Source organism: Methanothermobacter wolfeii, assembly GCF_025397995.1.
GTDB lineage: Archaea > Methanobacteriota > Methanobacteria > Methanobacteriales > Methanothermobacteraceae > Methanothermobacter > Methanothermobacter wolfei.
This window is the reverse complement of the sequence record NZ_CP104550.1, coordinates 127,657-150,652: the sequence shown is the minus strand read 5'-3', so window position 1 is coordinate 150,652 and position 22,996 is coordinate 127,657. Positions and strand designations below refer to the sequence as shown.

The 22,996-nt window shown below is 49.0% G+C and carries 24 protein-coding genes; 14 read left to right on the top strand and 10 right to left on the bottom strand.

All coding sequences use genetic code 11. The features are described from left to right. The first annotated feature begins 8 nt into the window (after positions 1-8). From N5910_RS00785 to N5910_RS00725, 13 genes are all read left to right on the top strand, one after another. Complete coding sequence (locus N5910_RS00785; protein WP_074358312.1) at positions 9-1,457, top strand: RtcB family protein; 1,449 nt, start codon at positions 9-11, stop codon at positions 1,455-1,457. 23 nt (positions 1,458-1,480) lie between these two features. After that, entirely contained in the window at positions 1,481-2,251 is a 771-nt protein-coding gene (mtnP, locus tag N5910_RS00780) for an S-methyl-5'-thioadenosine phosphorylase (RefSeq protein ID WP_074358311.1), read from the top strand. 12 nt (positions 2,252-2,263) lie between these two features. Continuing rightward, the gene (locus N5910_RS00775; protein WP_074358310.1) at positions 2,264-2,830 is read left to right on the top strand and encodes a flavodoxin family protein; all 567 of its coding nucleotides are present in this window, start codon (positions 2,264-2,266) and stop codon (positions 2,828-2,830) included. A 10-nt stretch (positions 2,831-2,840) separates the two neighbouring features. Beyond that, positions 2,841-3,167, top strand: a complete 327-nt coding sequence (locus N5910_RS00770; protein WP_191216319.1) for a NifB/NifX family molybdenum-iron cluster-binding protein — start codon at positions 2,841-2,843, stop codon at positions 3,165-3,167. 285 nt (positions 3,168-3,452) lie between these two features. Continuing rightward, a complete protein-coding gene (locus N5910_RS00765; protein ID WP_074358309.1) occupies positions 3,453-4,040 on the top strand; it encodes a 30S ribosomal protein S3ae in 588 nt (195 codons plus the stop codon). Positions 4,041-4,060: 20 nt separating this feature from the next. Then, positions 4,061-4,744, top strand: a complete 684-nt coding sequence (locus N5910_RS00760; protein ID WP_074358308.1) for a TIGR00297 family protein — start codon at positions 4,061-4,063, stop codon at positions 4,742-4,744. Between the two features lie 28 nt (positions 4,745-4,772). After that, positions 4,773-6,005: a 2,3-bisphosphoglycerate-independent phosphoglycerate mutase gene (locus tag N5910_RS00755; protein WP_074358307.1), complete on the top strand. Its 1,233-nt coding sequence runs from the start codon at positions 4,773-4,775 to the stop codon at positions 6,003-6,005. A 1-nt stretch (position 6,006) separates the two neighbouring features. Further along, positions 6,007-7,356 (top strand): phosphoglucosamine mutase, encoded by a 1,350-nt coding sequence (gene glmM, locus N5910_RS00750; RefSeq protein ID WP_261599654.1) that lies wholly within the window; start codon positions 6,007-6,009, stop codon positions 7,354-7,356. A 4-nt stretch (positions 7,357-7,360) separates the two neighbouring features. Further along, entirely contained in the window at positions 7,361-8,626 is a 1,266-nt protein-coding gene (glmU, locus tag N5910_RS00745) for a bifunctional sugar-1-phosphate nucleotidylyltransferase/acetyltransferase (RefSeq protein ID WP_074358305.1), read from the top strand. A gap of 16 nt (positions 8,627-8,642) precedes the next feature. Beyond that, on the top strand, positions 8,643-9,098 hold the full coding sequence (locus tag N5910_RS00740) for a gamma carbonic anhydrase family protein (protein ID WP_074358304.1): 456 nt from the start codon (positions 8,643-8,645) through the stop codon (positions 9,096-9,098). Positions 9,099-9,182: 84 nt separating this feature from the next. Further along, on the top strand, positions 9,183-10,283 hold the full coding sequence (gene hisC / locus N5910_RS00735) for a histidinol-phosphate transaminase (RefSeq protein WP_074358303.1): 1,101 nt from the start codon (positions 9,183-9,185) through the stop codon (positions 10,281-10,283). Positions 10,284-10,288: 5 nt separating this feature from the next. Further along, the gene (locus tag N5910_RS00730) at positions 10,289-10,981 is read left to right on the top strand and encodes an anaerobic ribonucleoside-triphosphate reductase activating protein (RefSeq protein WP_074358302.1); all 693 of its coding nucleotides are present in this window, start codon (positions 10,289-10,291) and stop codon (positions 10,979-10,981) included. A gap of 33 nt (positions 10,982-11,014) precedes the next feature. Continuing rightward, on the top strand, positions 11,015-12,148 hold the full coding sequence (locus N5910_RS00725) for a tetratricopeptide repeat protein (RefSeq protein WP_261599653.1): 1,134 nt from the start codon (positions 11,015-11,017) through the stop codon (positions 12,146-12,148). Positions 12,149-12,169: 21 nt separating this feature from the next. Here the strand turns inward: N5910_RS00725 and glmM (N5910_RS00720) are convergent, their stop codons facing one another. From glmM (N5910_RS00720) to thiC, 8 genes are all read right to left on the bottom strand, one after another. Then, entirely contained in the window at positions 12,170-13,561 is a 1,392-nt protein-coding gene (glmM, locus tag N5910_RS00720) for a phosphoglucosamine mutase (protein ID WP_370518352.1), read from the bottom strand. 28 nt (positions 13,562-13,589) lie between these two features. Next, entirely contained in the window at positions 13,590-14,771 is a 1,182-nt protein-coding gene (locus tag N5910_RS00715) for a glycosyltransferase family protein (RefSeq protein ID WP_261599652.1), read from the bottom strand. 662 nt (positions 14,772-15,433) lie between these two features. Next, positions 15,434-15,835, bottom strand: coding sequence for an exodeoxyribonuclease VII large subunit (locus N5910_RS00710; protein ID WP_074358301.1), 402 nt, complete (start codon positions 15,833-15,835; stop codon positions 15,434-15,436). 169 nt (positions 15,836-16,004) lie between these two features. After that, complete coding sequence (locus tag N5910_RS00705; protein WP_074358300.1) at positions 16,005-17,666, bottom strand: ATP-dependent DNA ligase; 1,662 nt, start codon at positions 17,664-17,666, stop codon at positions 16,005-16,007. Next, on the bottom strand, positions 17,667-18,419 hold the full coding sequence (locus tag N5910_RS00700) for a helix-turn-helix transcriptional regulator (RefSeq protein ID WP_074358299.1): 753 nt from the start codon (positions 18,417-18,419) through the stop codon (positions 17,667-17,669). Between the two features lie 16 nt (positions 18,420-18,435). Then, a complete protein-coding gene (locus N5910_RS00695; RefSeq protein ID WP_074358298.1) occupies positions 18,436-18,891 on the bottom strand; it encodes a ferredoxin-thioredoxin reductase catalytic domain-containing protein in 456 nt (151 codons plus the stop codon). 9 nt (positions 18,892-18,900) lie between these two features. Beyond that, positions 18,901-19,179 (bottom strand): glutaredoxin family protein, encoded by a 279-nt coding sequence (locus N5910_RS00690; RefSeq protein ID WP_074358297.1) that lies wholly within the window; start codon positions 19,177-19,179, stop codon positions 18,901-18,903. A gap of 205 nt (positions 19,180-19,384) precedes the next feature. Beyond that, entirely contained in the window at positions 19,385-20,662 is a 1,278-nt protein-coding gene (gene thiC / locus N5910_RS00685) for a phosphomethylpyrimidine synthase (RefSeq protein ID WP_261599651.1), read from the bottom strand. Positions 20,663-20,707: 45 nt separating this feature from the next. On the opposite strand from thiC, the gene N5910_RS00680 reads away from it, so the two are divergent. After that, entirely contained in the window at positions 20,708-21,085 is a 378-nt protein-coding gene (locus N5910_RS00680; RefSeq protein WP_074359678.1) for a CBS domain-containing protein, read from the top strand. Here the strand turns inward: N5910_RS00680 and N5910_RS00675 are convergent. Both N5910_RS00675 and N5910_RS00670 read right to left on the bottom strand, forming a co-directional pair. Continuing rightward, positions 21,082-21,906, bottom strand: a complete 825-nt coding sequence (locus N5910_RS00675) for a methanogenesis marker 8 protein (RefSeq protein ID WP_074358295.1) — start codon at positions 21,904-21,906, stop codon at positions 21,082-21,084. The genes N5910_RS00680 and N5910_RS00675 overlap by 4 nt on opposite strands. Positions 21,907-21,923: 17 nt before the next feature. Then, positions 21,924-22,916: a hypothetical protein gene (locus tag N5910_RS00670; protein ID WP_074358294.1), complete on the bottom strand. Its 993-nt coding sequence runs from the start codon at positions 22,914-22,916 to the stop codon at positions 21,924-21,926. Between the last annotated feature and the right edge of the window lie 80 nt (positions 22,917-22,996).

Below are 22,996 nucleotides of genomic sequence, written 5' to 3'. Positions count from 1 at the left end.
GGTTTATCATGGAAGTAAGGGAAGAACTTGTTAAGGTTAGAGATTCTGTATGGGAAGTTCCAACATCATACAAGAAGGGAATGAGGGTTCCTGGAAGGATTTTCCTGAAGGAAGAGGCCCTGAAGGACCTTGAAAGGGGTGCTGTTGACCAGGTTGCCAACGTGGCCTGCCTCCCCAGCATCCAGAAATTCTCGATAGGACTGCCGGATATACACTTCGGATACGGATTCAGCATCGGGGGCGTGGCAGCCTTCAGCAGCCGTACAGGAGTTATAAGTCCCGGGGGAGTGGGTTTTGACATAAACTGTGGTGTCAGGATGGTCAGGACAAACCTTGACCATTCTGAGGTCCGTGCAAAGATAAAGGAGCTTGTAAACACACTCTTCAGGAACGTTCCCTCAGGGGTTGGCAGCAAGGGCAAGATAAGATTAAGGCCCGGTGAAATCGACGAGGTCCTTGAAAATGGTGCTGAATGGGCTGTTGAAAACGGATATGGCTGGGAACAGGACCTTAAATTCCTTGAAGAAAACGGTAAAATGGATGAGGCAGACCCTGATAAGGTCAGTGATAAGGCAAAGAAGAGGGGGATACCCCAGCTCGGATCCCTCGGGTCAGGGAACCACTTCCTTGAGGTCCAGATGGTGGATGAAATATATGATGAGGGGGTTGCAGAGGCCTTCGGCATAACCCCCGGAAAGGTAGCCGTGATGATACATTCAGGTTCCCGTGGATGCGGCCATCAGGTGTGTTCAGATTACCTCAGGGTAATGGACAAGGCCTACAGGCGGTACAAGATAAACCTTCCCGACAGGCAGCTTGCATGCGCCCCTGTGGATTCAGATGAGGCCAGGGACTACTTCCAGGCAATGGCCGCTGCAGCAAACTATGCATGGGCGAACCGTCAGATGATAGTCCACTGGGTCAGGGAGTCCTTTGAAAGCATCTTCGGTATGAGTGCAGAGGACATGGAGATGGAGATAGTCTATGACGTCGCCCATAACATAGCCAAAAAGGAGGTTCACACAATAAAAGGGCGTGAAACAGAGGTCTTCGTCCACCGGAAGGGCGCTACAAGGGCCTTCGGACCCGGAAGGAAGGAGCTGCCATCAGAGTACAGGAGCACGGGTCAGCCCGTGATAATCCCCGGCACCATGGGCACATCATCCTATCTCCTTCACGGTACAGAGGTTGCCATGGAGGAAACCTTCGGTTCAACAGCCCACGGGGCCGGAAGGAAGATGAGCCGTGCCGGTGCAAAAAAGACCTACCGTGGAGAGGCCGTCCAGAAGAACCTTGAAAGTCAGGGGATATATGTGAAGGCCACATCCATGCCCGTGGTGGCAGAGGAAGCCCCTGGAGCATACAAGGACGTTGATATTGTGGTTAAAACAGCTCATGAGACAGGAATATCCCGTATGGTGGCCAGGATGGTCCCGCTTGGTGTTGCAAAGGGATAAAATCCCTTCATGGCGGTGAATGGATGATAGGAATCATCGGAGGTACAGGGGTATACGAGATAGTACACCACGGCAGGATAAAGAGCCGGAAGACCATCAGGACACCCTACGGTGAAAGCCCTGAAATATCACTCTTCAGGCTCCACGACAGGGAGGTCGCCTTCATACCGAGGCACTCCCCGGGACATGACAGCCCACCGCACATGGTCAACTACCGCGCAAACATCTGGGCCCTTAAAGAACTGGGTGTCAGGCAGATAATAGCAACCAACGCCGTCGGCTCACTGGACAGAAACATAAAACCCGGGGACCTGGTCGTCCCCCATGACTTCATCGACTTCACATATTCCCGTCCATCAACATTCTATGATGAACGGACCGTGCACGTGGATATGACGGAACCCTACTGCAGCGACATCCGATCCGCACTGACCGCTTCATCAGCCGCCATTGATGGTGGAGTGTATGTATGTACAGAGGGGCCGAGGTTTGAAACCCCGGCAGAGATAAAGATGTTCCAGGTCCTTGGAGGCACCCTCGTCGGCATGACGGGTATCCCGGAGGCCGTGCTTGCAAGGGAGCTTGAGATGTGCTATGCAAGCATATGCCTTGTATCAAACTATGCCGCTTCAATATCACCCACTAGGCTAACCATCAAGGAGGTCTTTGAGGTGATGGAGAAAAGGAAGGAGGACCTTGTGGGGGTCATTGAGGATGCTGTTAAGCGACTGGACCATGACCCCTCATGTCCCTGCCAGAACGCCCTGGAGGGTGCTGATGTCGATGAAGTGTGAGGAGGAGTTTAGATGAAGGTTTTAATGATATGTGCAAGTCCCAGGAAGAAGAGCAACACCATGATGGTCCTTGAAAGGTGTGCTCGGGCAATAGAGGAGAGGGGTGTTGAAACAGAGATGGTATCCCTGCGGAAGATGAATATAGAATCCTGCAGGGCATGTCTGAGCTGTGCAAAAGAACACAGGTGCAAGATAGATGACGGTCTCAATGAAATAATCGAGAAGATAAAGGAATCAGAGGGTTTCATAGTTGCAAGCCCTGTCTATTTCGGCACGGCCAGGGGAGATATCATGTCAGCCCTCCAGAGGATCGGAATGGTTTCAAGGGTCTCGGATAACTTCCTCAGCTGGAAGGTCGGCGGCCCCATCGCCGTTGCAAGGAGGGGTGGGCATACAGCCACAATACAGGAGATGCTAATGTTCTACTTTATAAATGACATGATAGTTCCAGGTTCAACCTACTGGAACATGGTGTTTGGCTGGGCCCCGGGTGAAGTTGAGGATGACACCGAGGGTATGGAAACCGTTGAACGCTTCGGTGAAAACGTTGCCGAACTCATAAAGAGGATACATGATTAGAGTGTACCCCATGAGAATCGCTGTGGCATCCTCCAACGGCAGGGAGGTTGACCTGCACTTTGGCATGGCATCAAGGTTCCTCATATATGAGTACAGGGGTGGTGAACTGACACTCCTTGAGGAGAGAACCATTGACATAGATGAGGATAAGAGGCACCAGTGGAGAAAGGTCCTTGATGCTTTAAAGGACTGTGATACAGTAATAGCAGTTCAGGCAGGATTAAAGGCCCGTGTGGGGATTGAAGAGGCTGGTTTAAAATTTGTTGCCGGTGAGGGACCCGTTGAAGAGGTGATTGGGGGATACATCAGGCACCTTGAATTCATGGGTTCCCTCTGATCCCTTTAAACCGGATCAACCCTATCAGGGGCCTGAATACATGCCTCCCGGTTCAAAGCTCTCGGCCAAAGCCTTTATGTGTGTTGTGGTCACCATTAGCATGGCCACTTAAGGGTCCAGAACTATCAGAAGTCAAGGTTTAAATACTCCATCAGCATAATTATAGAGTATTCATAACCGGCGGTGTAGATAACTGCAGATCAATGGTTAACCAGTTAATATGAATTTTCTGAATTTATATTAAATCCATCTGTTTTTAGGGTGTATTAAATTTAAGGTGATATAATGGCAAAAGCGCGAAGAAGGAGAGTACGTGATACCTGGAAGGAAAAGAAATGGTACGTCATAAAAAGTCCTAAAATGTTCGGAGAAAACGAGATAGGAACAACCCCATCAAGGGATCCTGATTTCCTCCTCAAGAGGAGGGTTGAAGCCACCATGAGGGAACTTACAGGTGACTTCTCAAAACAGTACGTGAAACTCAAATTCCAGATAGACAACGTTGCTGGCAGTGAAGCCACAACCAAATTCATAGGTCACCAGGTGACAACCGACTACGTCAGGAGCATGATAAGGAGGGGTACAAGCAGAATCGACGCCCCTGTAATTGTTGAAACAAAGGATGGTTACAGGATGAAAATCCATCCCCTTGCAATAACAATAAGGAAGGCGAAGTCCTCACAGCAGAAATACATGCGCCAGAGCATAGAGGAGCATGTGAAGGAAATCGCCTCTGAAAAGACCTTCGAGGAACTGGTTGAGGGTATAGTCACAGGAAAGATTGCATCCGAGATTTACCACCAGGCAAAGAAGATATACCCCCTTAAGAGGGTTGAGATAATAAAGACAAAGGTTCTTGAGGAACCAGCCTGAAAACCTAGACGGGACTCCCCATGACAGACCTCAACATTGGATACGTGCTTCTGTGCGTATTCATCGGATTTTTAACCTACCAGAGAGGCGCGCTTGATGTCTGGGGTTCCCTCTTCATGGTCCTTATGGGCCTCCTCATAATACTATCAGCCGGCTTCAACTGGCTGATACTCATATTTATTTTTCTGATCCTTGGCCTCGTATCAACAAAGTACAGGCATGAATATAAGAAGTCAATTGGCGTCTTTGAGGGGACAAGGACCGCGAAGAACGTCATATCCAACGGGATAGTCCCCTTCATAATGGCTGCCTTCGGATACTATGATGGTTTCCTTGGAGGATTCATAGGTTCGGTTGCAACGGCAACAGCAGATACCATGGCCAGTGAAATCGGAGTGGTGCAGACTCCAAGACTCATAACAACACTCAGAAAGGTGGAGCCCGGTACCGATGGTGGGGTTTCACTTATAGGGACAGCCGCGGGAATAGCCGGTGCAGGAATAATTGGTTTTTCAGCCTTCCTGCTTGGAGTGTGCCCTGATCCCCTTAAATCCATGAAGATAGCCATAATAGCGGGTACTGTTGGGTGTTTCATGGATAGTTTCCTTGGAGCCGTCCTTGAGAGGAGGAAGTATCTCACCAATGAACATGTCAACCTCCTTGCAACGGTTACAGGGGCAGTTATAGGAATTATTTTAGTCTGATTGATCCAATAATCTAACAGGTGGAATCATGAAAGGGGTAATAATGATAATAGATGGGATGGCTGACCGCCCCCATGAAAAACTCTCAGGAAAAACACCTCTGGAGGCCGCTGAAACTCCTAACATGGACAGAATAGCTGAATCAGGTGTTAATGGAATAATGGACCCTATAAAGCCAGGTGTAAGGGCTGGTAGTGACACATCACACCTATCAATCCTCGGCTATGATCCATACAGCGTTTACACTGGGAGGGGTCCCTTTGAGGCTGCAGGTGTTGGAGTTGATGTGAAACCAGGAGACATAGCATTCAGGTGCAACTTTGCAACAGCAGATGAGAACCTTGTTATAACCGATAGAAGGGCGGGCCGTATAAGATCAGGGACCTCAGAAATAGCCAGAACCATTAATTCGATGGAAATCGAAGGATTTGAGGATGTTGAAATAATCTTCAGGGAATCAACGGGTCACAGAGCCGTCCTGGTCCTCAGGGGTCCTGACCTTGCAGACAGCGTTTCGGACGCTGACCCCAAGAGTGAAGGGAAACCACCGAAGAAGGTTAAATCAACTGATGGTTCACCTGAATCCATGAGGACTGCTGAAATACTTAACATGATTGTTGAAAGGTCCTATGAAGTCCTTAAGGATCACCCCGTGAACCTCAAGAGAATCAGTGAAGGTGAGGCCCCTGCAAACATAATACTCCCCAGGGGTGCCGGTGCGGTGCCTGACGTTGAAAAATTCCAGACACGCTACGGTATCAGGGCCGCCTGCATTGCAGAGACAGGCCTTATAAAGGGCATAGGGAACCTTACAGGTATGGATGTAATAGATGTTGAGGGGGCCACAGGGGGCATCGACACGGACCTTGACGGTATCAGGGAGGCCATAATCAGCACACTGAATGATGATTATGACTTCCTCCTCATCAACATAGACGGCGCCGATGAAGCAGGACACGATGGGGACCTTGAGGGGAAACTGGAATTCATAGAGAAGGTGGATGCCATGCTGGGTGATATGCCTGAAATGGATGATGTGTGCTTCATATTAACAGCGGACCATTCAACACCCGTATCGGTCATGGACCACACAGGGGACCCCGTGCCAATCGTAATCACAGGTCCTGGGGTCAGGGTTGACGGGGTTAAAAGCTTCGGTGAGAGGGCTGCTGCTGCAGGTGGCCTCTGCCGTATAAGGGGATCCGATATCATGGACATCCTCCTTGACCTTATGAACAAAAAAGACAAATTCGGGGCATGATATGAAGGAAAATCCACCAAGATTATTCGGGACTTCAGGCATAAGGGGCCGCTTCGGTGAAGTGGTGACCCTGGAACTTGCAGCGGATACCGGAAGGGCCCTTGCAACGGTACTTGGAGGAAGGGGAAGGGTGGCTGTGGGTTACGATACAAGGACATCCAGCCAGTTACTTGAAAACGCCCTAATCGCGGGTTTGCTTGAATGCGGCTGCGATGTTATAAGGCTGGGCATGGTTCCCACACCCCTCGTTGGATACGCCACCTCAAGGCTCGGTGCCGATGCCGGTGTCATGATAACGGCATCCCACAATCCCGCACCCTACAATGGTATTAAACTCTGGAATCCGGACGGAATGGCCTACAGGCCATCACAGGAACGTGAAATAGAATCAGTGATCCATGAGGGAAGTTTCCTGATAAGGGAATGGGACGGTCTCGGGTCAATAAGGGAGATGGACATAACATCCAGATACATGGATGAGGTTCTCTCCATGGTGAAAATGGAGAGGGAACTGAAGGTGGTTATTGACTGCGGGTGCGGAGCCGCCTCACACATATCACCCCTGATTTTCAGGAGGTCAGGCTGCAGTGTTATAACCCTTAACTCCCACCCTGACGGGTTCTTCCCAGGTCGTGACCCTGAACCGGTCCCTGAGAACCTCTCTGAGCTCATGGAGACTGTTAAATCCACAGGGGCAGATCTTGGAATCGCCCATGATGGTGACGCTGATCGGATGGTTGCAATTGATGATAAAGGAAGGTTTGCAAGTTTCGATAAGCTTCTGGCCCTCATGGCCCGTGAGATTGGTGGAAAGATAATCACCACAGTCGACGCGTCCCTCTGTGTGGATGAATGTCTCGGTGACTGTGGAGAGGTCATAAGGACCCGTGTGGGTGATGTCCATGTTGCAAATTCCATTGCAGAGGAGAATGCAGACTTCGGCGGTGAACCCTCAGGTACCTGGCTCCACCCTGACTTCTGCATGTGCCCTGACGGCATACTATCAGCCCTCCGTGTTGCCGAACTTGTATCAAAGAAGGGATCCCTTTCCAGTCTACTTGATGAGGTGCCCTCATACCCAAACATAAGGGATAAGATCCCCTGCCCTGATGAAAGGAAGAAGGATGTCATGGAGAGGGTTGCCTCAGAACTTGCAGGGCAATTCAGGGACCCTGCAGGTGTTGAGAGCATAGACGGGGTCCGTATATCCATGAGGGACGGTAGCTGGGTCCTTGTAAGACCATCAGGCACTGAACCATACATCCGGGTTACCCTTGAGGGTAAAACAGATGAAGAGGCAAGGGAAATACATGAAATAACGCTTTCATACCTTGAAAAGATTATAGGGTGATTGAATGCAGGCTGTTATTCTGACTGCAGGTGAAGGTACAAGGATGCGTCCGCTTACACTGACAAGGCCCAAGACCATGCTGCCTGTTGCAGGTAAACCCATACTGCAGCACACCCTCGAGGCCCTGACTGATAACGGTGTCTGTGAAATCGTCATGATCACCGGCTACCATGAGGAGGCAGTCAGGGACCACTTCGGGGATGGCTCAGACTTCGGTGCTGAAATCAGTTATATAAGGCAGGAGGAACGCCTTGGAACAGCCCATGCCATAGGCCATGCATCCGAAGTTATAGAGGATGACTTCATAGCCCTTAACGGCGACATAATCATAGACCCCCTTCTCATAGACGACCTGATCTCAGAGTACCTGAAGAGAAGCCCCGAGACACTCATGGTCCTCAGGGAGGTCGATAACCCCGGACCCTTCGGTGCCGTTAAACTTGACGGCGACCGTGTCACCGAGATCATTGAAAAACCAGGGCCGGGAACGGACGCAGGAAACCTTATAAACACAGGCATCTATGTCTTCAGCCCGGCCATCTTCGACTACATAGAGAGGACACCCCTCTCAGGGAGGGGTGAATATGAGATAACCGATTCCATAATGATGCAGGTAAGTGATGATCTTCCGGTGACCGGACTCGTATCGGGAAGGGACTGGATAGACGTTGGAAGGCCCTGGGAGCTCCTTGATGCCGGTGAAAAACTCATGAAGGACCTTGAAAGTTCATTTGAAGGGGAAGTGGAGGATGGTGTGACCATCCATGGCCCCGTGGTTATTGGTCCAGGAACCATAATAAGGTCAGGCACCTACATCCAGGGGCCTGTATACATTGGCAGGGACTGCGATATCGGTCCGAACAGTTACCTGAGGGCCTACACATGTATAGGTAACGGGGTGAGTGTGGGGAACGCCGTTGAAATAAAGAATTCAATCATAATGGACGGCACCAACGTGAACCACCTCAGCTATGTCGGTGACTCTGTTATAGGCATGAACTGTAATATCGGTGCCGGGACAAACATAGCCAACCTCCAGTTTAATGATGGACCCGTGAAGATGAAGGTCAAGGAGGAATCTGTGAATACCGGTCGAAGGAAGCTGGGTGCTGTATTCGGGGACGGGGTTAAAACAGGGGTTAATTCAAGTTTCAACCCCGGCGTTAAGATCGGGAAGAACTCATGCATAGGTCCGGGCTGCGTCATATACGAGGACGTGCCCTCTGATAAACTCCTGATCCTGAAACAGGAGTACATAAGCAGAGAATGAATGGGGGCTGGTTTCAATGTCATACAGGGTGTTTGATGGTGCAAGAATAGTGGGTGATGTAAGGATCGGGGAGGGATCCTCTGTATGGTACAATGCTGTTCTGAGGGGGGATATTGAACCCATAACCGTTGGGAAATGCTCAAATATCCAGGACAACTGCGTGGTGCACTCAACCAGGGGGTTCCCTGTTGAAATAGGGGACCTGGTCTCTGTTGGGCATGCCGCAGTGCTCCACGGCTGCAGGGTGATGGATAACGTCCTCATAGGGATGAATTCAACCGTCCTCAACGGTGCGGTTATAGGTGAAAATTCAATTGTTGGGGCCGGTGCCGTTGTAACTGAGGGAAAGGAATTCCCCGGGGGCAGCCTTATCCTTGGGGTACCTGCAAGGGCTGTCAGGACGCTGGATGAGGATGAAATAGGATCAATAAGGGAAAATGCCATAAGATACTCCAGGCTGGCACGGATATAGTTCACCCATAGAATTACTGGACCTGTGCCCTGAGCCGTCAGGGATAACCTATCATTAATGAAACATGATTAAAGAGTGGTTTTCATGGTTAAGGTCAGAAAAAAGGTTAATGAAATGGAGCCCTACGTTCCCGGGAAATCAATAAAGGAAATAGCAGAGAAGTACGGGCTCAGAGAAGAAGACATAGTTAAGCTCGGGTCAAACGAAAACCCCCTGGGACCGTCCCCCGCCGCTGTAAGGGCCATGGAGGAGGAGCTGGAGTCCGTGAACAGGTACCCTGAATCAGGACTCCAGGACCTCAGGGAAACCGTGGCAGACTACTCCGGTGTTGATGCCGAGCAGGTGATAATAGGTGGTGATGGAGCCGATGAGATCATAGAGGTCCTGGGGAAGACCTTCATGGACCCTGGATGTGAATTCGTGGTTCCCATGCCATCCTACATGTACTATGAGTACACCCTCCAGAGCCATGATGCAAGGCCCGCCTATGCCGTCTGGAACGTTGAGGAAAACCGGCTGGAACTTGATTCTGTACTTGAATCCCTCAGTGACTCCACCCGCCTTGTATTCCTGTGCACCCCCAACAACCCCACCGGTGGACTGATAGATAAGGAGGATATAAGAGCTGTTCTTGAATCCACAGATGCCCTTGTGGTTGTTGATGAAGCCTACTTCGAATTCGCAGGTGTGAACAATGTGGACCTCCTACCTGAATACGAAAACCTGTTTATAATGAGGACCTTCTCAAAGGTCATGGGACTTGCAGGTATGAGGATAGGTTACGGTCTTGGATCCCCTGCGCTTATAGAGTACATGCACCGGGTGAAACCCGTCTTCAGCCTGACAAGGCTATCCCATGCAGCCGCCCTTGCAACCCTCAATGACAGGGAATACATCCGGAGATCGGCCGAGTACTCCATAAAGAGCAGGGAGTTCCTCTACAGGGAACTGAAGAAATTTGATAATATAAGGGTCTTCAGGTCATATGCAAACTACCTCCTCCTTGACATACGGGATACTGGTAAGAGGGCCTCTGAGCTTGCAGAGGAACTCCTTAAAAGGGGTGTTATTGTAAGGGACTGCACATCCTTTAAGGGCCTGGATGAATACTGGATACGTGTAAGTGTGGGGACCCTCAGAGAGGACCGTAAATTCCTGGAGGTCCTCGCTGAGATTGTAGGGTGAACCCCATGAAAATAGGGTCCATGACCGTTTCAACCCTTGATTACCCTGGAAGGGTTTCCCTTGTTATATTCACGGGGGGCTGCAATTTCAGGTGCCCCTACTGCCACAACCCTGAACTCATTGATGGCGGTGAGGACGTGGATGTTGATGAGGTCATCTCAAAGATCAGCGAGTACTCTGAATTTGTTGATGCCCTTGTAATAAGCGGTGGGGAGCCACTGCTCCAGGCCGATGAAGTTGAAGCTGTGCTTGGACATGCAAGGGGTCTTGGACTTAAAACAAAGCTTGATACAAATGGTTCCTATCCCGGAAAGCTCATGAGACTGATACCCCTCCTTGACTATGTTGCGGTTGATGTCAAGGCTCCCCCCGGTATCTACAGGAGACTTGCCGGTGCAGGCCCTGATGGTGTCATGGAGAGCCTCAGGATCCTGAGGGACTCGGGTGTCATGGTTGAATGCAGGACGACCTTCGTACCGGGGCTCCTTGAACCGGATGACATCCTTGATATTGCAAGGTCCATAGAATGTGACGTGTACGTCCTGCAGCAGTTCAGTAACAGGACCGTTCTGGATGAAAGACTCAGGGAGGTCGACCCCCCATCCCCTGGTGAGCTCAGGGAAATCGCACTGAAGGTCAGGGAGTACTTCAGGAAGGTCATGATACGCACCAGGGAATTTGGGGATGAAGAAATCTGATATCCTGATGATAAACCAGGAGGTATGTAGGAATTGCCCATACTCTCATTCAGCAGCAGAGACATCGATCTTATAACCGGAAAACGTACCATGACCATAAGGAAGCGCTGGAAGAGGCCCCTTAAGGTGGGGGATCGTCTTCACTGTTACTGGAACCCTGTCTCAAAGGATAAGGAGAAGATATTCGAAGCTGTTGTTACCGAGGTTGAAACCGTTAAGTTCGGCCAGCTCAGGGAAAACAATGAACTGGCGCGGGAGGATGGTTTCAGGGATGCCAGGGAACTGGAGGAAGAGTTCAGGAAGATGTACCCTGGTCAGCTTGAGGATGACACGGAATTCCAGATTATAAGGTTCAGGAAGCTCCCTGTGGAAGAATGGGAGGGTAAAAAAATCGATGAGAAGAGGATGATAACCCAGAGGGCGGATATACTCTTTGAGTCCGGAAAGTTCAATAAATCAGAACTCTGCTACACCGCAGCCCTTAAAATTGACCCCGAGGACGTTTACATCCTTAACCGCCTGGGAGACAACCTCACAAGACTTGGACGTTTCGATGAAGCCCTCGAACACTACAGGAAGGCCCTCATGATCGAACCAGAGAATCCATACATATGGAACAACATGGCGATAACACTCCTCAATGCAGAGAGAACCGAAGAGGCCCTTGAAGCAAGTGAGAGGACTGTTAAGATAAACCCCGAGGATCCCGTACTGCTTTACTGGAGGGGGGTGATCCTCGAGGTTGCTGAGATGCCACTTAAGGCCCTTGAATGCTATGAGAAGGCCCTTGAGGTGGATCCGAGGAATCCTGAGCTGTGGAATGCCCGCGGGAATCTTCTCTCTGAACTTGGAAGGATGGATGATGCCATTGAATCCTACAACAGGGCCCTTGAATTTGCACTTGAAGACGAAAGGGGAGCCCATGTATGGAACCGTAAGGGTAACGCCTTCCTGGAACTTGGGAGATTTGATGAGGCCCTTGAATGCTATGAGAAGGCCGTTGAGATGGAACCATCCAGTGACGTCTACTGGACCAACCTCGGTGTCGCCCTCCTGGAACTTGAACGCTTTGAGGATGCCCTTGAGGCATTTAACAGGGCCCTCCAGTTAAACCCTGAAAATGAGGATGCCGAGATACTGAGGGAGGAATGCCTGGAAAACCTCTGAAAAAATAAATAAATTTTCTGATCACTCAAGTCTTTTAATAGCCTCCTCCACAAGGGATATGCCCCATTCTGCCATTTCAGATGCCCTCTCCTGGGTATCTGATTCAGCAAAGCATCTGAATATGGGTTCGGTGCCTGATGGCCTTATTATAACCCATCCATCGTCCCGGAATATTTTAACACCATCCGTTGTGTCCATACCCTTAACGCCTGATTCCTGGGACACCATATCCTTAATGAGGTTCATCACATCCTCTTTGATCTCATCGGGACATCTTATCTTCTTCTTTTCAGAGTAGTACCTTGGCAGTTCTGATACAAGTTCAGAGAGTGGCCTGCCTTCGTGTGCCATGATTTCAAGTATCTTTGCAGCTGTCAGGGCAGCGTCCCTTCCATATACAAAGTCGGGGAATATGAGGCCGCCGTTCTCCTCGCCTCCAAAGAGGCCGCCTGTTTCCCTTAGTTTCCTTGCCACCAGAAGGTCCCCTACGGCCGTGGTGATGACCTCACCATTGTTCAGGGAGGCCACGTCGTATATTGCAGATGATGTTGCGACTGTTGTGACGATTATTCCTCCACCCTTCTCCTGAAGCATCCTCTTCTCAACGAGGGCGAAGGTTTTATCTCCAAGAACGAAGTCTCCATTTTCATCTATGCAGATTGTCCTGTCAGCGTCGCCGTCATGGGCGATTCCAAGATCTGCCCCTGTGGATTTAACAGTCTCCATGAGCTCAGAGAGGTTCTCAGGGACCGGTTCAGGGTCACGACCTGGGAAGAACCCGTCAGGCTGGGAGTTAAGGGTTATGATACTGCAGCCAAGTTTTCTGAGGATGTATGGCATGGTGTATGACGCGGCCCCGCATCCGCAGTCAACAACCACCCTGAATTTTCTTTTCCTTATTGCCTCTGCATCAACCCTTTTTATGACCTCCTCCTGGTATTCATCCACTACACCCTGATTTGAGGTGACTTCACCAATCCTGTTCCATGCAACCCTCTTGAAGCCTTCAGTGAAGAAGATGTCCTCTATCTTCTCCTCCATGTTTTCAGGGATTCCTATGCCATCGGCGTCAACAAATTTTATCCCGTTGTATTCAGGTGGATTGTGGGATGCTGTTACAATAACTCCGCCGTCATAGTAATTCCTGACCGCATACTGGACTGCCGGTGTCGGGAGTATTCCAAGGTCCACCACGTCACAGCCAGTGGACAGAAGTCCTGAGATAACCGCGTTTTTTATCATAACCGTGGATGTCCTTGTATCCCCCCCAACAGCAATCTGTCCATCGACAAGTGAACCATAGGCAGCTGCAAGTTTTGATGCAAATTCCGGTGTGAGAACCTCATTTGCAAGTCTTCTAACTCCAAATGTGCCGAAGAGTCTCTTCATCTTTATCAACCTCATCTGCGTAATCCTGACCTTTTTAGGATTTAAATGAGAATCATGTACCTGAGATCAATACACGGTAAACCACAAAATCCCTGTTCCTGTACACCATCCGTGAGTAGGGTGGCGTTCGGGTGTCATGGGCAAGGATTATGTATCCAACCCTGTCCCTCTTTATATCTTCCCCTGTGTAATTAAATGTGCCGATGTACTTGTTCACATTTATAGTTCTCCCCGATCCTGGGGCGTATCCTCCTGCAGATACTGGTTGACGTGAAACTGCAACTATGGCCGGCTGTATATGGTAATCGGAGGCAACGACGGTGACATGATCCCCATTGTATTTGAACCATCTGGAAACATCCAGTTCAGTTTCAGAAACCATTGGTTTTGCTGAAGCAGCGACTTTATATCCGCCGGATAAAAAGAAAAATGTGAGTAGGAAGACCATCAGATAAACAAGCCACCTCTTATTCCTTATTTTCATTGAATTGAAGACTGTACCCGCCATGGTGGCTACAGGGAACAGTGCAAAGTACAGTATCCTGTTTGAAAGAACCTTCAGACCCAGCAGATATCCGAAGCTCAGAAGAAGTACAAATAGGGCCCATACCAGCATTATGATATCCCTCTTATCCCTTCTTGTAATGGCAAATGCAAATCCAGTTGCCGCAAGGACCGTGAGCAGTGAACCGAAATACGCTGGATAATCCTTAAGGTTAAGGGGGACTGAGTCTGGTGATCTGAATATAAATCCATATTTGATTATAAGGGGCAGATACCATGCTGCAGAGAGAAGGAATCCGGTTCCCATGATAATAATTACGTTTCTGCCATTTATTCCGCGCCCAGAAACCCATAGCACTCCTGTTGAGATCAGAATAACCGCAAGAGTGATGCTTGCAGATAATGGATGTGTGAGCATCATAAGACCGAGGAAAAATCCTGTTATGATGGGGAAAGCGCCTGAATCAGGGTCCATGGATCTACAGTACCCGTATACTGTGAGGGGTAAGATTATAACGGCAAGTGATTCAGGAATGGGGTAGAGCATCCTTAAAAAGAAGAGGCTTGAAATTGAAAACACTCCTGTTAAGAATCCTGTCAGGCCCCCATAAAGCCTTTCCGCGACATATGAAAAGGATAGTATTATCATGAAGGCCATCACGGGCTGTATGAACCTTGAAACTGTAAATAAACTGATCCCTGTTATCTTAACAATGAGGAGGAGCAGCATGTGGAATAATGGAGGGTAATAGATTGGCCTCCATGGGGGGCGCAGGTAATTGGATCCCAGAATACAGTGCCATGGTCCATGTAAATCATTGCATTGTGAATATGGTAATAAATGTCCCATGGTAATGGGATACTGTATTTCAGTGAGGGTACGAGTGCAAAAAGAAATGCGAATACCGCCGGTAGAACCACTAAAAGCCTTTCATAATTCCTTTCCATGATGGATCCTATCCCTTTTATCTTCAAGAGGTCCATGAACTCAGCACCTTCACTAATTGGTCAGGATTAACTCCCTCGGGCAGCAATAATATTTTTACAGATTGCAAAGGTTAGTTAAGTTTTATTTTTTATCAGTATAAATTTACACCGCATGGTTTTCTGAAATAATGGATATCCTTCAAAGTTAAGTTAGGGATTCTTAAAAAAGGTAAGATGGATTCAGAACCATTCCAGGCTATCAGATAGTTGCCTGTATGAGCTGATGGTCTTTCCTGAGGAATAATACAGGTGAGGTTTATGGATAATTTCCAGAATCCAGAACATTTCACCTCCAGATGCTGATACAAATCCCTGAAAAGTGAAGGATTCCGTGAAGGAGATAATTATGCTCTGCTGACAGCGGACATTCCTGAAGGATGGTCAAGGACTATAAACCAGCTATTCTCATGCAGGATTCTGCAGAACCTTTATCCCTGAAGGTTCATCAATCACTATTTCAGGAGCCCCCCGGTAATATGTCACCCTACCCGTAATCCTCACCCTGTTTCCCACAAGTATGGAGAGGTTCAGACCATTTTTTCTGATCTCATTTGCTGCTGACTCAAATATAACCGCGTTTATGGTCCCGGTTCCATCGCTTATCTTTAAAAAAAATGTTTCCGAGTTCTCTGATCTCCTGACCTCAAGGAGAATCCCATCCAGAGTAACCTCCCTGTCCATCATGCCACGGTCTATCATGGATACCTTAACCTTAGATGGCATCACCGTCCCTGCAGAGATTATCATCCCTGTGAAACCTGCAAGTCCCATGATGAGTGATAGTATCATGAGCTTCCGGTCATCCATTAAAACCACATGATAATTATATCACCAAAACCATTTAAATATTACTATCTGGTTTGAAAGTACTACCACGTTATGGTGGGTTCCCTGTCCTCCGAGAAGGTGGAATACTCATTCAGACAGAGATGGCACTAAAAATAACTACCCCTCCAGCAGATAGAAGATGAAATACTCATTCAGACTCCCCAAAAATTGACCTGATACGGGAGACCGTATCAACGTCCTCAGGGCTCAGATCATCCCTTATACGCTTCACTACAGGGAACCTCAGTGAATATCCGCTCTCATATTCAGGGCTCTTTACGATCTCACTGTAGGCAACCTCCAGTACTATCTCCGGTTTAACCCACAGCTTCCGGCCCTTCCTCTCAATTATCAGCTCCTCCATCCTGTCTGAAAGCTCCTGAAGGGTCTGATCATCAAGGCCGGTTGCAACATGTGCCACGGTCATTAGCTCCCCGGTATCCTCATCCCTTGCTGCCAGGAGATACGAACCCACAAGGTGAGCCCTTTTACCGCGCCCATAGGTGCCTCCAACCACAACAAGGTCCAGGGTCTCGGGTTCCGCCTTAAATTTCAGCATTTTTTTGCCGCGTATACCCGGTATGTAGGGTGCCATAACGTCCTTTATCATTATACCCTCATGGCCCTCCCTTATTGACTCATTGAAGAGATTAACCGCGTCTTCAACATTATCAGGCCCCACATCAACCATGTGGCTTGCCTCAACCTTTCCGGGGATTTCAGAGATAACAGACTCCAGTATACTCCTCCTCTTTATCAGGGGCTCATCGATGAGGGGTCTTTCATGGTATAGGACGTCAAATACGTACAGTGAGAGTGGAACCTCAACCTTCAGCCTGTCTATATCATACTTACGGCGGACCCTCTGAAGTATGTACTGGAAGGATGCAGGTCTGCCGTCAATTTTCACTATTATCTCACCCTCAAAGATGTAATCAGTGTCTGGCAGTGCCTCCTCAACCATCTCAACAATGTCAGGGACCGCCAGGGTGATATTCTCAAGTCTCCTTGTGAATATAAGTATTTCGCCTGATTTTCTGTGTATCTGTACCCTCACACCATCATATTTTGTTTCACAGAAGGCCCTTCCAAGTTCCTGGACCGCTGATTCAATGCTATCTGCAAGCTGTGCAAGCATGGGTTTAACAGGTCTCCCTGGCTCCAGGTTAAGTTTCTTAAGGCCCTCCTCTCCTTCATCCCTTGCAACCAGGGCAACCATTCCAAGGTCATTGGTGAGCATATGGGCCCTTTCCACCAGGGCAGGGTCAACACCGAAAGCCCCTGATATGGCATCCCTTATTATTCCCTCTGCAACTCCAACCCTCAGTTCCTCAAGAACAGTCCTTGTAATGTACTTTGCCTCAAGGGGCTTTGCCTGTGAGAGTATCTCAAGGAGTATGTCTATCTTCCTTGACTGCGCCCTCTCACCGGATATGGATGCGAGGGCCCTCAGTTTACTGTAGACCAGTTCAACCGTTAGTGGCTTTGAAAAAAATGTTGTCTGGGCCTTTCTTGAAAAGAGTTTTTCACTTGCAAGGCCTATGTCTCCCTGTTCCCTTATTTCATCCTCGATCTCCTCAACTGAAACACCCACAACAGTGGAGATTGCCTTCATGAGGAGCTTTATGCCTACACCGAGCTCTTCAGAGCTCCATGTCGGGAAAACCCTCCCCAGCATGAGGATGGTTACTGCAGGTAAAAGTTCTCCTTCAACACTCCTGAAGAGTTCCGCGAGGATCTCTGTCTTCTCAAGGCGCTTTGTTGTTGATTCCAGGGCTTTATAAACCCTTGCAAGGTCCATGTAGAGCATTTATTCATCTCCTGTTCCTGTGAAGTGTTTGAACAGCCTCCATGCCCAGTCGATGGCATCCTCATCCTCTGAGAAGATGAACCTTCCATGGTCATAGAGGCCGTCTGACATGAAGAGGCCCAGGGCCATGGAATCATCCGTTATTATGAGGCTGAAATTTAAGTCCCTGCTGATGGCTCTGATTTTCACCGAATCAGACGCATCAGATTCCACCGAGTCAGCTATGTCCTCTGATAGTATTATTTCAGCCGGTATTCCCATCTTTATGATGTCCTCATAGAAGGGGTAGCATACACCCGAGAGTATCCATACCCTTTCTGAATTCAGAACCTTCTCCCTAATCCTGTCATATGGTGCTGTGAGGTCTTCAAGCCTTGCCTTAAGCAGTGAAGCTCCGTGGATGGAGTCAATATTCCCCAGGAGGGAGTCGGGTATTGAGTGGATGTCATGATCAAGGAAGAACTCGGAGAATCTGCTGATAACAGATAACGTCCTTATAACCCCGAGTATCTTCAGTGAAACTATCCTTCCTGTTGATGATAGCTCATAGCTCCTGTTAATCCTTGATACAAGGTTTTTCTCCTCAAGCTGGTATATGGCGTGAAGTATTGTTGATGAACTTGACTTTATGATTGATCTGAGCTCTGATAACTCCATCGGTCCATTGATAAGGGCCAGTAACACCTTAAGCCTTACATCGGAGCCGAAGAGGAACTTAATGTACGTCCTGAACTCATTGTACTCATCCAGCAACCGGATACCCCTCTACCTATTTCATGAAAACCTCAAATTTTCCTCCAACACCACAGATGGGGCACTCTTCAGGTGGCAGGGCCCTTGCACACAGGTAACCGCAGACCCTGCACCTTAGAACCGGCAGACCCAGACCCTCATTCCTTATTCTGCCCCTTCTTCCCGGTTTTCTCCTCTCAGGGATGGGGTGGAATTCTTCATTTTCATCCCTGACGTAGAGTCCGCAGTAGCATGTTCCATGTTCATTGATGTCATCATCACGATAATCGCATGGACACACTATGTCCCTGTCCTCCTCAGGGTCCCCTGATGCCAGCCTGCAGGGGCAGGAGTCGTATCCATATCTTTCACGGTTAACAAGCATTCCCTCAAGGAGATCAAAAACAAATTCCCTGTCAGGATTGATCTTATAGCCCGACTTTTCTGCGGACTCTTTTATCTCCCTGTATAGCCTTTCAATATCCTCTTTCATTGTATTTCCTCATTTAAGGGCTGTTTTTATTGAAAGGGAATCGAAGCCGACCACAACATCCTTATCATCTATTACAAGTGTGGGGAATGAAAGGGATGGGTTCCACCTTTTGAGTTCATCAAGGGCCTCTGTCCTTTCATCACCCTCAAGGAGATCCACGTATATATAATCATATGCGATTCCAAGTTCTTCGAGGAGCTTCCGTGTCTTTTTACACCAGCCACATGTGCTGAGTGCAAAGAGTTTTACCGATGCCCTCCTTTCACCATCAACATGCTGGAATTCCATTTAATCACCGTATAATTATATGGAGATGGGGGCTATTAATGGTTTCACAGGAAACATTCAAGATCCTCCGCTAAGATATAAAGTAGAGGATATTAATGTTTCCCCGGGAACACTGGAACAGTCGCGGCTAAGACAGCTGGGAGTCCATGAGAAGGGTCTGTTAATAGTTTAACCGGATCAGAAACATTATGACTCCTTTTCTGTATCATTCATCACTGTCCCTCAGGATGCGGAGGGCGCAGTATTCACCGCACATTGAACACATGTCCCGGTCCTCAACAGGACACTGCATCCTGTAATCGGCAGGTTTCCTGTGGTCAAATGCCAGGCTGAACTGTTTATCCCAGTCAAAGGATTTTCTGGCGTTTGCCATTTTAATTTCAGATTTCCATGCTCCAGGGATTTTCTTTGCAGCGTCAGCTGCCTGTGCAGCTATCCTTGATGCCACAACCCCCTCGATGACATCCTCAACAGATGGGATTGAGAGGTGCTCCGCTGGTGTGACATAGCAGAGGAAGTCCGCCCCGTTCATGGCGGCCACAGCCCCTCCGATGGCTGAACTTATATGGTCATAGCCAGGGGCCATGTCCGTAACTATGGGGCCCAGGACATAGAAGGGCGCTCCCCTGCAGACGGATTTCTGTATCTTCATGTTGGCTGCTATCTGATCCAGCGGCATGTGCCCCGGACCCTCAACCATGCACTGGACATCCATTTCCCTTGCCCTCTCCACAAGCTCCGCCAGTGTCAGGAGCTCCTGTAGCTGGGGTATGTCAGATGCGTCTGCAAGGCAACCGGGCCTTAAACCATCGCCCAGGCTGAGGGTGACATCGTATTCATAGGCTATCTCCAGAAGGTATTCGTAGTTGCTGTGGAGGGGGTTTTCCTGCTGGTTGTGCATCATCCACGAGGCCAGGAACGCTCCTCCCCTGCTGACTATCCCCATGATCCTCCCTGACTTCCTGACCTTTTCAATGACATCAAGGGTTATTCCCGAGTGGATGGTCATGAAGTCAACGCCTTCCCTTGCCTGTTTCTCTATGGCCCTGAACATGTCATCCTCATCCATGTCCACAACTGAACCTGTGGATGCGAAGGATCCTACCCCTGCCTCATATATGGGTACGGTGCCCACTGGGACGTCAACTGCCCTGAGGATTTCCTTCCTGACTTCGGCAAGGAGTGGACCTGTGCTCAGATCCATAACCGCATCTGCACCGTACTTAACAGCAGCCATTGCCTTCTCAACTTCCTGTTCTATGTCCTCCATCCTTGATGATGAACCCACATTCGCGTTTATCTTTGTTGAAAGGTTCTCACCGATACCGCATGGGGATGATTTTCTGTTAACGTTGGATGGTATCACAATTCTCCCATCTGCAACGCACCTTATGAGCATCTGAATATCCACATTTTCCCTGCGGGCAATCTCCTCCATTTCAGGGGTTATATTGCCCTTTCTTGCTTCTTCCATCTGAGTCACTTTGATCCCTCAACTTAATATATGAACAGCCATACAAATAATTTCATGATCGGAAAACTCCGTGCAAGGGACATAATGCTCCGCGATGTCATTGTTGCGGAACCAGATGACCTGGTCGCGGCAGCCAACCTTAAAATGGTCCGTGCAAATGTTGGTGGGGTCCCTGTAGTGGAGGGTGAAAGGCTTGTTGGACTCATAACCCACCGGGACATACTCCTTGCCGGTGGAGAGGCCCTGAAGCTCCGTGTAAGGGACATTATGAGCAAGGAGCTTGTTGTTGTTGATGAGGATACCCCTATAGGAAGGATCAGCAGGATAATGGCTGATACTGGTTATCAGAGGATACCCGTTGTTGAGGATGGGAAGCTTGTGGGGCTCATAACCCAGAGCTGCATCATAAAGGCCCTTGCTGACCACATCTAAATTAGGGGTCTGGGTGATGTTTTCTCCTTTTCCCCTGCTTTATCCAGGGTCCTGCCTGTTCTATTCATTCTGAGTTCAATGAACCCTTTACCCTTCTTTGTGCATGCGTATATAGGTATCGCCGAGCCCACCTTAAGGAGCGCCCTCCTGTCCGCTATCCTCCTTATGTACCTTGATGCGCAGGAGGTTACAACATCTGAAGTGTTGATTATCTTCTCAGCCCCCCTGTAGTCCAGCCCTGTCAGGTGCACAGCAAAGATGTAAATCTCGCCATCAAGTTCCCTTAATCGTTCCGCATCCTCAGGGTCGGTAACGGTAACAGCAACTCTATTGTAACCCATCTTAATTGCCTTCTGAACCCCTTCAACCTGATTTATGGTTGCCTTTTCAGGTTCAAGGACATTTTCGGGTCCAATTGATTCTATGACCCTTTCTTCAGGCGAGGTGCTTAGGAACCCTGATATCCTTCCCCCTATCCCCTGGGCAAGTTCTGGTTCGGTGACTATGACCGTCCCTGCACCGTCACATACCATGACCGCGGCGTCAACCTCACCCTCCTCAAGGAGTGTTGAGATTATCTCCGAGATGCCAAATGATAGAAAATCCCTCATTCTTAATTCACGATCCCCGGTGCACATGCCAAAATCTTTAATGCGAAATTCAATATTCTCACGAACAGCCTCGGATGTGATTTTTTCAATGCCTCGATACTTATGGAACAGTGGACAGTACTCGATTAGTGGCTGGGAAACCTCAACCACCCTTCCATCCCTGACCCTGACACGGGTCTTTCCCAGGGCCTCCATCACATGTTCACCCAAACAGAACACCTCAACACCTATGGGTACGGGAACCCCTCAGCAGGACCTGGCTTTAAAATGAGGGAAGCATCGGACCTGAGGAATGCGTTCACCGTTGCACTCAATGAGCATAGCGTCCCTATGCCACATGCAACCCTATCATCACCAGATATGATATCAACAGTTATATAATCTTCCATCCTCACGGTCTCCCTGACACCTGCACGCCCCATCCTCTCCAGTATCCTGTTTCCAAGTGCACCCATTGGCTTCTCAAGCCAGAAGTGTTTCAGGGGGCACATGTCACAGTAATTCCTGAAAAGAATGTTCCATTTCCTGCTTCCAAAACCTGCATCAATCTCTGCCCTGACAGTCGCATATGCTATGCAGCAGCCCCAGTTCCTGCCGATTACGGCCCCATCCTCAATGAGTTCTGCATGAATCCTCCTCCGCTTCCAGGACACCCTGTTTATAATCCCCCTCTCATACTTCTCCATCCCCGTGTTCCTGGATCTGCTACTGGAAATCCTCTTCCGGATTGCTGGGACCCTTGAGGCTGCTATGTTAATGGCGCATACAGGACAGAACCCTGATGCCGCCGATACAATCTTATCACCCTTATCCGAGTAGAAAACAACCTTTATCCCCGGACCTTGCCTTAAAATCTCAATGAAGCCCCCCTCTGACCACAGATGTGTGATAACGGCGGAGGCTGTGTTAACCACCCTCCCGTAGCCTGACATCTCTGCAACCTTTCTCCGGTCGGTTCCTGAAGTGAGGAAGGGTCTGAGTTTATCTGCAGTATCATCATCCATAAGGCCGGCGTCAATCTGGGCGTCCAGGATCGCCGGAGCCCATGTTATATCCATACCCTCACCCATGGTCCTGCCGGACCTGTCAGATATCAGCGCCCTCACCCCTTCAGGGCACTCCATGGTTTTGGCTTCAAGGCCTGTTTCTGTGAGTTCCTTGAGGACAGCATGACATATTCCACAGGCACCCTCCGAGAAGTCCGGACCCCTGATCTTCATAAACTCACCGGATAATTATATGTTGCATCTCAATTAATAAGGTGCGCACAGGACCATGGATTTATATACAACAGAAAAGT